This window comes from Stakelama flava, from assembly GCF_019351405.1.
In the GTDB taxonomy this organism is placed as follows: Bacteria; Pseudomonadota; Alphaproteobacteria; order Sphingomonadales; family Sphingomonadaceae; genus Sphingomonas; species Sphingomonas flava_A.
In genome coordinates, this window is the sequence record NZ_JAHWZX010000004.1 from 289,174 (window position 1) to 300,317 (window position 11,144).

Below are 11,144 nucleotides of genomic sequence, written 5' to 3' on the forward strand. Positions count from 1 at the left end.
CACTGGACATCGCCGCCGCCGGCTGGTCATAGTTGCGTTGAATGAGGCAAGGATCGCGCGGGCGGCGGCAATCCGGCTGCCGACCTTTTAACGCAAGCCGCCGGACAAAGCGCGAGAACAAGTTTATACGCCATGGCGACGATCGGGGAGGTTTGTGATGCGGCGCGGGCGGCGCTGAGCTGCGGGGATTGGAACCGCTGTCTGCACCTCTGCTCGGCGCTGACGCGGCAGCGTCCGGACATTCCCGACGCCCATTTCATCAAAGCCATGGCGCTGGCCGAAATCGGACAGGCCGCCGCCGCCCTGCAAGCTGTCGAGCGGGCGATTGCCATCGATCCGGCTGCCGAGTTCGTGGCGCAACGCGCGCGCCTTCTAACCTTGCTCCACCGCGAGGGGGAGGCGCGCGAAGCCGCCGATGCGGCCGTCGCCATGGACCCGCACGGTCCGCATATTCTGGATACGATCGGTTGCGTCTATGCCCGGCTGGGCGATCATGGCAACGCACGTCCGCTGTTCGAACGCGCGGTCGCGGGGCAGCCGGAGCATCTTCAGTTTCGGTTCAATCTGGCCAGCACCTATGGCTTTTTCGGTCAGCGCGATCTGGCTGAGGCGCAGTATGAAGCGATGCTGGCGATCGATCCGGGAGAATCGCGCGCGCATTACGGGCTGGCGACGCTGCGCCGGCAATCGCCTAAGCGCAATCATCTCGACCGGCTGGAAAAGGCGCTGCTCGCGTCGGATGATCCAACCCACCGCCTTCGCATCCATTATGCCGCGGCAAAGGAATATGAAGACCTGGGCGACCATGCTGCGGTATTCCGGCATCTTGCGACAGGCAATGCCGGGCACAAGCGCACTACCGGCTTCACGATCGACCGGGACCTCGACAATTTCGCAACACTGCGGGACCGTTTCGCACAGCCGGACTATTTCGTGGGAAAGAGCGGTATCGAAGACGCGCCGATCTTCGTCGTCGGCATGCCGCGAACGGGAACCACGCTGGTCGATCGCATCCTTTCTTCGCATCCGCATGTACGCTCGGCGGGCGAGTTGCAGGCGATGCCCTTGGCGATGAAACGCATGGCGGGGACATCGTCGCGCTTCGTGCTGGATGCCGAAACCATCAAGGCTGCGTGCGATACCGAACCGGAAAAGGTTGGGCGCGAATATCTGCGCGGCGCGCGGCAGCATAGCGGCACGCAAGCGGCGACGTTCGTCGACAAGATGCCGCTGAATTTCCTGTATATCGGCTATATCGCCCGGGCACTTCCCAACGCGAAAATCGTGTGCCTTCGTCGCAATCCGATGGACAGCATATGGAGCAATTTCAAGAATCTGTTCGCGACCACGTCCAGCTATTACGGCTATAGCTATGACCTTGGCGATACAGCGCGCTTTTACCTGATGTTCGACGCATTGATGGCGTATTGGGAAGACCTGTTTCCGGGGCGCGTGCTGCAATTCGGCTATGAAGCGCTGGTGGATGCCCAGGAAGCGCAGACCAGACGATTGCTCGACCATTGCGGGCTGGAATGGTCAGACGCCTGCCTGAATTTTCACACCAACACCGCTGCCGTTGCGACGCCAAGCGCGCAACAGGTTCGCCGTCCCATAAACCGCGACGCGATTGGCCGCTGGCGGCATTATGCCGATGTGCTGGGTCCGGTTCGCGAACAGATTGAAGCAGCGGGCATTACGATTGATTTGTGACGCGCATCGGCATTTCCCGGTCCGATAGCGAAAGGCGCCGCCTTCCCGCACGGAAAGACGGCGCCTTGCGGTTTATGGTCGCGTCGCGTCAGAAATTGATGTTGGTTTCCAGTCCGATCACGCGCGGGGTCAACACGGTGCGCGAATAATAGCGCGACACAACCCCGTCATTCACGATCTGTCGGCTCAGATCCTCGCCCACGGCGGTATAGGCGTATTTATCGAAGATATTGTCGGCATATAGCTTGATCGAGAAGATGTCCTTGCGCCACCCGATGAACGCGCGGTGGGTCGTGTAGTCCGGAATCTTCTCGCCATAGGCCCGCGCCCCGACGCGCGAGAGGACATTGCCATGATAGGTGGCGGTCCAGTTCGCGCTGATCTCGCTATTGTCGGACAGGCTGAAGGTATAGGTTGCGCCCAGCGCGGCGGAATGTTTGGCCGAACCGGGAAGCCGGTCGCCCGCCTTGGCATCGATCTTGTCGGGATCGCCGTCGCCGTCCTGATCCTCCTGTTGAAGCAGGCCGGGAACATCCTCTGTAAGGTGGGCATCGACATATGCATAGTTGCCGCGGATCACGAGGCCGTTCGCGGGGTGAAGCGCGAATTCCAGTTCGACCCCCTTCGATACGGCGGTGCCGCCATTGACGGTGATGCCGATCGCGCCGTTGACCGTCTGACCGGCAAGCTGAATGCCGTCCCAATCGATATGATAGACATCGAGGCTGCCGCTCAGCAGGCCATTGAACAAGGTGGCTCTGGCGCCGATTTCGGCGTTTTTGGTCTTGTCCGGCCCATAGGAAAGTTCGTCGGGCAGGGCGCAGAGATTCTGCCCTTCGGGAAGCGGAAGGACGCAGGGTGCGACCCGGTTCACCCCGCCAATGCGATAGCCGGTGCTGTATGTTCCATATACAAGCAGTTCGGGCGAGAATTCGTAAGAGAGGTTCGCTTTCCACACCAGCCCGTCATCGCTCGTGTCACCAGACCGACCGCTGTAATTGATCTCCGGATAGGTTTGATAGAGCGGAAGCGCCGATCCGCCGTCGATCTCGGATTGGTATTTGTAGTAGCGCAGGCCACCAGTGATTTTCAGCCCCTTGATCGGTTCCAGCGTCGCTTCGCCGAAGATCGCCTTTTCCTTGTCCTTGCTCTTCACATAAGACGCGTATTCGTAATTGTCCGGGCGGTAGATTCCATAGAATTCGGGGATGCCGGGCAGGATTTCGACATAGTTGGAGTTGTAATCCAGATCGTTGTAGAAACCGCCGATTACCCAACTGAGCGGGCCGCCATGGGTCGAGACGAGGCGTAGTTCCTGCGTCGTCTGTTCATAGGTCTGCCGTGAATCGGTGTAGCCTGCGAAAGCGGGAAACAGTTCATAATCGTAATCGAGGTCGATCAACAGATCGGTGACGTCCGATGAACTCCAGTTATTTCGTTTTGAATAGGAGGTTGCCGACACGAGCTGCGCGAAGTCACCCAGGTCGATCTCTACTTCGGCCGAATACAGGTCCGATTTGCGCGTCGCCGGTTCCAGATAGCGTTGCGGCGCTTCATACTTGCCGGTGCCCAGCACGCCATAGCCGTTGATCTGACGCCCATTGGTGCGCGTATCCTGATGCGCATAGGTCAGATAGATCGATGCGCCTTCCCACGGATAGATCCCGGCTTGCAGGCGGCTGGTGAACGTATGTTCGAAATTGGCGTCCTTGTAGCGATGCAGGTTGGCCGCCTGCTCTTCGGCGGTTCCCAGCGTCTGATCCGGCAGGCCCGGTTGCGGCAGGGAGACACCCGGTTCGTTGACCAGCAGCGGGTAATCGATGAACCCCGGCGTGTCATAATATCCGACGACGGCGCGCAGTGCCAATACGTCCTTGATGATTGGCATGTTCAGGACCGCGTCGGTTTCGAAACCCGGATCGTCGGAATGGCTCATGCCGAACATGCGCCCGTGAAATTTCCCTTCCCATTTGGTCGCATCGGGCCGTTCGGGGATATAGCGGATCGCGCCGGCCAGCGTACCCGCGCCGTACAGCGTGCCCTGCGGCCCGCGCAGCACCTCCACACGTTGCAGATCGAGCAGCTTGAGGTCGAGGTAGAGCGGCGTTTCACCGAGATAGGTTGCGATCGCATCGTCGTTGTTCGAACCGAACGTGCTGTTGTCGTCGGCATTGAGCCCGCGGAACACGATGCCGCCGGTGCTGCGCGGGCCGGTGTCCTGAATGGTGACGCCGGGCGTGAAATCGGCAAGATCGCGAACATCGTCGATCCGCTTGTCGCTCAACTCCTCGCCGGTGATCGCGGAAATGTTGATCGGCGTATCCTGCAGGCTGGTCGATCGCCGCGTGCCGGTAACCACGATATCATTTGCCTGTATCGCATCGGTCGCCGCCGCGCTGTCGGCGGCCGCCGTCGCTGCGGTCACCTGCGCCATCGCACCCGAAGCCGAAAAACCGGTCAGCATCGTCGCTGACATCAAACCAAGGCGCTTCAGCGCGTTTCCCGTCATACTACCCCCTCTACATTCAGCAATCGCTGAGCAAATTTCTCCCCTCCCCGGCGCGCCTCGAACGGGCGTTCTGTCCGATGATTGAAAGGCTATGAAGCGGCACGGCCGCTGCCCATGGGGCATTTGACGTAGGCAAATCGGTAGTGCCGGAATAAGACAGCGAACCCCGAACCATAGGGCGTTCGCGACCGGCCAAACTTCGGTTCGGCAAGGCAAATCGGCGCTGTTCAAGGTGGGTGATGTGTGACGCGAGTGCGGGCCGTGGCGTTGGCAGGCGCGATTTCTATCCCGCCATGGCAACGGCTTCGGCGCGGTCGTTTTGGTCCAATGGCGTGTCCGCCGCGTCAAAATCGACGTCGTTCGTCACGACCAGCGTTTCGAGATGTTCGCGGCTGTTCACCAGCCCGCTTGCCGCTATCGTCCCATCGCCTTTCAGCAGGATCGCAGAAGGCATGCGAGACACCTGATAGGTCATGCGTATCTGCGCATTGTTGACGAAATCATGGGCCTGAGCCTTGAAGCGCCGGACCATCGCGCGATAAGCCTCCGCATCGCCATCGCCGACGAACACCAGCCGCAATTGTTCGGCGCGCGACAGGACCATGGCGCTGGGAATTATCCTGGTCGACACCGGGCAGTCAGTCGCAACGAAGAGCAGCAGCACCGGCTGGTCAAGTTCGCTGCGGCCGCCCAGCGTAATCACCCGTCCGTCCAGCGTGTGGGCCGGAATAACAGGCGAAGGATCGCCGATCTTCGGCGCATGTCCGGCAGTATAAACGGCCAGCGGCGCAATCCGTTCGCGCAGCAGCGCCAGTTGCCGGGCAAGCGCGATAACCGCGACGAACAGAAGGGCGATGCAAACCCACAGGAAGAAATTCGACGCGATCAGCATTTGTCGCCTTCCCCGCACGACAAGCCAATCGCGGTGGCGGCCGCCTGCGGGTCGGTCGGGGCCGGTTCCGGCGGCCGAATGCCGCGTGCGGCGACGCGATACTGAAATCTGCGCAGACGCATAAGCGCCTCCTTTATGCTTTGCAGGAATTTGTATCGGGACGATCGGCGACGGCCCATGGGGCGTTTGACGTAGGGGCATACGGCACGGTTTTGATCCGTTTAGGAGGGTGTTTGCGCGCCACTGCCTATCCGTGCGGGCGCGCTGTCATACGTCAAATGCCTCATGGCCAGCGGGGCCGATCCCGCCAACAGACACGCTATGATCCGTCTGGGACATCATGACGGGATGTTGTGCAATGTTCAGCCGGCCTCGGTTGGGTTTTCGCCGTGCTGGTGCGGGACGCATGGCGTGCCATCATCCGCCTTGATCCCGGTTTCGTTGCAGTGCACAATCGCCACTTTCGATGGGTAAGGAGTGCGATGACCGGTTGGTGTTCGACCACGAGCCGCACCATTACGGAGTTGGGGCGACGGCTTTCGTAACCGAATGAACAGGCCGGCCTATATTTTCCGCGAAAAGCGGCTTTACAACCGGTGGGTGACGAGTGCGCCGCTGGAAGATTACGCGCTGCGTCATATCGCGAAGGTCGGGCGCCGCCGGGGGGCGGGATGGATCGCCAATGCTGCGCTGGGAAGCTGCGCCTTTCTGACCTGCGAAGCGATCGGCGCTTCGATTACGCTCGCTTACGGATGGGCGAACGGCGTCGCCGCGATCGTGGCAGCGATTGTATTGATGTTTCTGGTCAGCGCGCCGATCGCCTACCATTCCGCCAGGGAAGGGCTTGGCATCGACCTGCTCAGCCGGGGAGCAGGGTTCGGCTATCTGGGCGGGACGGTCACGTCGCTAGTTTTCGCGCTGTACACCGTATTTCTGTTCACGATCGAAGCCAGCATCATGTCGGTGGCGCTGCGCGCGATGACCGGATTGCCCATTGGCGTCGCGCATATCGTCAGCGCCTGCGCCGTGCTGCCGATCGCGATATACGGCATGCGAGCGATCGCGCGGTTTCAAATTGCGACCCAGCCGCTGTGGCTGATCGTCCAGATTGCGCCGATCGTTTATATTCTGTGGGCAGGGGGCGATGCGCTGAACGAATGGACCGCCTTCACCGGACGGCTTCAGTCGCCCGCGGGCGGAATATCGCTTCTCGATGTTGGTTTCGCGCTGTCGATGATACTGGCGCTGTTGCCGCTGATCGGTGCTCAGACGGACTATCTGCGGTTCATGCCGTCGCGCGAGGAAACGACACGCATTCGCTGGTGGCTGGCGGTGATGGGCGGCGGGCCGGGATGGACGTTGATCGGCGGGGTCAAATTGCTGTTGGGGTCGTTTCTTGCATCCTACGCAGTGTCGCTTGGATTGCCGTCAAACGCCGCAGAAACGCCGATTAACCTGTTTGCGGCGGTACTGAACCAGATTGGCGACAGTCCGCGCGCTTCACTGATCCTTACCGGCGTCTTCGTGATCATCTGCCAGCTGAAGATCAACGTGACGAACGCCTATGCGGGATCGATCGCATGGTCGAACTTCTTCTCCCGCCTGACGCTCAGCCATCCGGGGCGGGTGGTGTGGCTGTTCCTCAACGTCACGCTGGCACTGCTGCTGATGGAATTCGGGGCGTTTGCCATCACCAACGACTTGCTGATGCTGCTCGCCAGCGTCGCGGCGGGATGGCTCGGCGCGCTGGCAGGCGACCTTACGATATCCCGGTCGCTGGGCCTCAATTCCGGTCAAATCGAATTCAAACGGGCACATCTGTACGACATCAATCCGGTCGGGATCGGTGCGATGCTGCTTTCTCTTCTTGTCGCGGGTCTCAGTTTTCTGGGCTTTTTAGGCGATATCGCCCAAGCGTTCGCTCCCGCCCTGGGCCTGGTTGTCGCCTTTGTCGGCGCCCCCGCGATCGCACTTGCCACCGGCAGTCGATTCTATCGCGCGCGCGAAACGCGACTGCCCACGCAGCAGGGACGTCATGTCTGCGCCGTGTGCGAAACGCCGTTCGAACCGCGCGAAATGGCGCATTGCCCGGTATATGCCGGAACCATCTGCTCGCTGTGCTGCACGCTGGAAGCGCGCTGCCACGACCGCTGCAAGGAAGGCAGTTCGATACGCGAACAGGGCAAGGCGCTGTTCGGATGGATGATGCCGCCGTCGATCCTGCGTCATGCCGACAGCCCCCTTGGCCGCTTTATCGGGCTGATGGCGCTGTTCAGCCTGATCAACGCCCTGATCATTCAGCTCGTTTATCACGAATATACGGCCTATGTTCCCGAAGCGGCCGATTATGTGCGCGCGGTGCTTTGGATCGTGTTTTTCGGCTTTTCCACGATGTTCGGCGTGGCGGCATGGATATTGGTGCTCGCCCAGCGCAGCAGCCATGCGGCGGAACGCGAAACCAGCCATCACATGGAAAAGCTGATCGAGGAAATTTCGGCGCATGAAGTGACCGACGCCGAATTGCAGCGGGCAAAGGCGACCGCGGAATCGGCGAACCTTGCCAAAAGCCGCTTTCTGGCAAGCGTCAGCCACGAAATCCGGTCGCCGCTCAATTCGATCTATGGCTATGCGCAATTGCTGGAGCGCGACGACGGGGTTGGCGCAGTTCAGGCGGCGAAGGTCATTCGCCGCAGTTCAGAGCATCTGTCCAATCTGGTCGAAGGCCTGCTCGATATCTCCCAGGTGGAAAGCGGGGTGCTGCGCCTGAGCCGCGATCAGATTCGCTTTCCCGTCTTCCTTGAACAGATCGCGGATATGTTCGAACCGCAGGCGGCGCAGCAGGGAATCGAGTTCGTGTTCCAACGGCCGCGGCGGTTGCCCGAATTCGTCAACGGCGATCAGAAGCGGCTGCGTCAGGTGCTGATCAACCTGTTGTCGAACGCCCTGAAATTCACGCACAAGGGCAGCGTCGCCTTCACCGTTCACTATCGCAACGAACTGGCGACCTTTGAAATCGCCGACACCGGCCCCGGAATTACCGAAGAGGATGCTGAGCGGGTGTTCAAACCGTTCGAACGCGGCAGCGGCGTCTCGGCGCATTCGCATAGCGGTGTCGGCCTGGGCCTCGCGATCACGCAGGCGCTGGTGCATATCATGGGGGGCGAGATCAAACTCGTGAGCGAAGTGGGCGAGGGATCGCGCTTCACCGTGCGCGTCATGCTTTCGCAGCCGCTGTCGCAACCGACTGATACCACGCCCGCATCTGCCGTCACCGGCTATGCCGGTCCCGGCCGCACGATCATGATGGTCGACGATGATCCTACACAGCTTGCCATGCTGCGCGATTTTCTGGAACCGCTCGGCTTCGCGATCCTGACTGCGCGCGACGGCGATAGCGGGATTGCGCTTGCCGCCCGGTCGCAACCGGACCTGGTATTGCTCGACATATCGATGCCGGGAAAATCGGGGTGGGAAACCGCCCGCGCGCTGCGCCAATTACATGGCGGTGCGCTGAAGATTGTGATTGTATCCGCCGATGCGCATCAATCCGATGGCGTGCATGACCACGAAGCGGTGCACGACATGTTTCTTACCAAGCCCGTGGAATTCACCATGCTGCTCGACACGATAACCAGCCAACTGGGGCTGAAATGGATCGGAAGCGATGCCGGGGCTTGCGAAACCGAATGGCGGCGTCACGGCGCAGCCAAGTCCGCCCCACGCCCGCTGCCGCCACAGTCGCGACCCTATCTGGCGGAAATCGAACGGCTGGCCCGTATCGGCTATGTGCGCGGCATAGAGGCGCAGATAGACGCGCTTGCCGAGACGGTTCCCGAAGCTACGCGGCTTGTGGAGGAAATGCGTATCTGTCTTGATTCATTCGATCTGAAGGCATTGGCCACGATTGCAAAGGCGTCCCAGCAACATGCCCGATGAAACGCTGAGCAAGGACCGGATCCTCGTCGTCGATGATACGCCTGATTCGCTGCGCTTTCTGGTCGATACGCTGGAGCGGGAGAATATGGCGGTGCTGATCGCCAATAGCGGCGAAGCGGCGATCGAACTGCTGAACCATGTTACTCCCGATCTTATCCTGATGGATGCCGTGATGCCGGGCCTGAGCGGATTCGAGGCGACCCGGAATATCAAGCGCACGCCCGATCATGCGCACATCCCGGTGATTTTCATGACCGGCCTGACCGATCCCGAAAATGTCGTGGCGGCGATGGAGGCCGGCGGCGTTGATTATGTCCGCAAGCCGATCGTGGTCAGCGAACTGCTCGCCCGCCTGCGTGTGCATCTTTCCAACGCCCGCATCTCGCACGGGTCCCGTCTCGCGCTCGATGCGACGGGGCGTCACCTGATCGCGGTCGATGATCGCGGCGCGCTTTTATGGTGCACGCCGCAGGCGGAAAATCTGATCGCGCGCATTCTGCCGGGATGGGCCAAGGAGGAAAAACGCTTGCCCGCCGAACTTGCCAGGCCGGTCGAGCGGCTTTGCGGCGGCTCGCTGGGGGCGGGGGCCTCGCTGCGCGCCGAGGCGGGCGATTTCGAAGTCGAACTTACCCTTGTCGAGGCGGAAAAACCCGGTGAACGGTTGATCCGCCTGACCGAGATCAGGGAAGATGCGCAGGTCGAATTGCTGCAGAAACAGCATGGACTGACACGGCGTGAGGCCGAAGTTCTGTTATGGGTAAGCTATGGCAAGCCCAATCGGGTCATCAGCGAAATTCTCGACATCAGCCCGCGTACGGTAAACAAGCATCTGGAAAAGGTGTTCGAAAAGCTTGGCGTGGAAACCCGTGCCGCCGCCACTGCGATGGCGGTTCGCACCGTTACCGGCTGAGGTGATCTACAGCACGCCGCCGCATCATCTCCGTTGTCTGCCACTCGTCAGTCGGACGGCGTTGCGGGCGTACTCCACCAGGATAGCGTGTGCCGGTCATGCTCGCTCGTCCAGATGCCCGATGGCGTATAGCGCAATGCTCCGCTTCCGGCCTCTGGACCGATCCGCGCGCTGACTTCCATCGTTTCCGGATCGATCACGGCAAAGGTCTGTCCGGCGGTGGTGCGCAGCCACACCTTTCCCCCGCCGGTGTCGATGTCGCCGTATTTCAGCGTCTCGTCCACCTTGATCCGGCCAGCCACCTGACCGGTATCCGGGTCGATCCGGGCAACGGTACCGTCGCCCTGTTCCTGAACCCACACGCCGCCCGCACCGGCGGCCAGAAAGCCCGGTTGACGGCCGAGAGGGGCGGTGGATACCACGCTGTTCGTTTCAGGGTCGATCTGTTGCACGCTGTTTTGCGTGGCGCTGACGGCCCAGAGTGAGCCGAAACCGAAGGCAAGGTAATATGTGCCCGGATCAACCGCGATCTTGTCGGTCACCGAATTGCTGGCCGGGTCGACGCGGGCGATTTCGCCCTTTTCATTGCTGGCGATCCAGATAGATCCTGCGCCTGCTGCGACGATCAGTTCGCCGGCGGGATTGGCGATGCCGGTGGGAATCGAATTTGTCAGCTTGGTGGTCTTCAGGTCGATCCGGTTGAGCGTGCGGTTTTCGCAGTCGGCAACCCATAGCGATCCGGCAGCGATGGTCATCGCGCCGCACGGGTGCGCCATCGCAACCGCGCCCAGCTTTCCATCGCGCGACCAGTGTTCGACCCGACCCCGGTTGGTCACCCAGACCGTGGTGCCGTCAACGGCCAGAAAGTCGGCGAAGCCCGGCACATCGAGAACCTTGTCCGCATGATCCGCGGCGTGCGCGGACGTGAATGCCATGCAGGCGGCGATTGCGGCGATTGCCCGGTTTTTCTTCACGATGCTTGCCTCATAATGCTGTCGGGCTTTGCCGCTCGACTAAGCCGGAACAGTTGCGATGGCCGATACGTCAAACGCCCCAGAACCTAGGCGGCGTGGACAAATTTGAGCCAGTATCTGGCGGTGGCGACGTGGACCATGCCGAGGAAGCTGCTGGTCAGTTGGTCGTAGCGGGTGGCGATGGCCCGGTTGATCTTGAGGTGACCGAACATG

6 protein-coding genes are annotated in these 11,144 nt (G+C 61.0%); 3 read left to right on the plus strand and 3 right to left on the minus strand.

From position 1 onward, the window contains the following. The first annotated feature begins 132 nt into the window (after positions 1-132). A complete protein-coding gene (locus KY084_RS06685) occupies positions 133-1,710 on the plus strand; it encodes a tetratricopeptide repeat-containing sulfotransferase family protein (RefSeq protein ID WP_219237658.1) in 1,578 nt (525 codons plus the stop codon). A gap of 88 nt (positions 1,711-1,798) precedes the next feature. Here the strand turns inward: KY084_RS06685 and KY084_RS06690 are convergent, their stop codons facing one another. Both KY084_RS06690 and KY084_RS06695 read right to left on the minus strand, forming a co-directional pair. Beyond that, positions 1,799-4,219 carry a TonB-dependent receptor gene (locus KY084_RS06690; RefSeq protein WP_219237659.1) on the minus strand — a complete coding sequence of 807 codons (2,421 nt, stop codon included), beginning with the start codon at positions 4,217-4,219 and terminating at the stop codon, positions 1,799-1,801. Positions 4,220-4,502: 283 nt separating this feature from the next. Further along, positions 4,503-5,111: a thioredoxin-like domain-containing protein gene (locus KY084_RS06695; RefSeq protein WP_219237660.1), complete on the minus strand. Its 609-nt coding sequence runs from the start codon at positions 5,109-5,111 to the stop codon at positions 4,503-4,505. A gap of 549 nt (positions 5,112-5,660) precedes the next feature. On the opposite strand from KY084_RS06695, the gene KY084_RS06700 reads away from it, so the two are divergent. Together KY084_RS06700 and KY084_RS06705 are read left to right on the plus strand one after the other, a co-directional pair. Beyond that, positions 5,661-9,047 (plus strand): hybrid sensor histidine kinase/response regulator, encoded by a 3,387-nt coding sequence (locus KY084_RS06700; RefSeq protein ID WP_219237661.1) that lies wholly within the window; start codon positions 5,661-5,663, stop codon positions 9,045-9,047. Next, positions 9,037-9,957 carry a response regulator transcription factor gene (locus tag KY084_RS06705; RefSeq protein WP_219237662.1) on the plus strand — a complete coding sequence of 307 codons (921 nt, stop codon included), beginning with the start codon at positions 9,037-9,039 and terminating at the stop codon, positions 9,955-9,957. The genes KY084_RS06700 and KY084_RS06705 overlap by 11 nt, the downstream gene beginning before the upstream one ends. A 47-nt stretch (positions 9,958-10,004) precedes the next feature. Here KY084_RS06705 and KY084_RS06710 read toward each other — a convergent pair whose 3' ends face one another. Beyond that, positions 10,005-10,892, minus strand: coding sequence for a Vgb family protein (locus KY084_RS06710; RefSeq protein WP_219237693.1), 888 nt, complete (start codon positions 10,890-10,892; stop codon positions 10,005-10,007). Positions 10,893-11,144: the final 252 nt, after the last annotated feature.

Coding starts and splice junctions, on each gene's coding strand:
- KY084_RS06710 (WP_219237693.1), bottom strand. CDS start 10,892: ATGGCATTCACGTCCGCGCACGCCGCGGATCATGCGGACAAGGTTCTC.
- KY084_RS06690 (WP_219237659.1), bottom strand. CDS start 4,219: ATGACGGGAAACGCGCTGAAGCGCCTTGGTTTGATGTCAGCGACGATG.
- KY084_RS06685 (WP_219237658.1), top strand. CDS start 133: ATGGCGACGATCGGGGAGGTTTGTGATGCGGCGCGGGCGGCGCTGAGC.
- KY084_RS06705 (WP_219237662.1), top strand. CDS start 9,037: ATGCCCGATGAAACGCTGAGCAAGGACCGGATCCTCGTCGTCGATGAT.
- KY084_RS06700 (WP_219237661.1), top strand. CDS start 5,661: ATGAACAGGCCGGCCTATATTTTCCGCGAAAAGCGGCTTTACAACCGG.
- KY084_RS06695 (WP_219237660.1), bottom strand. CDS start 5,111: ATGCTGATCGCGTCGAATTTCTTCCTGTGGGTTTGCATCGCCCTTCTG.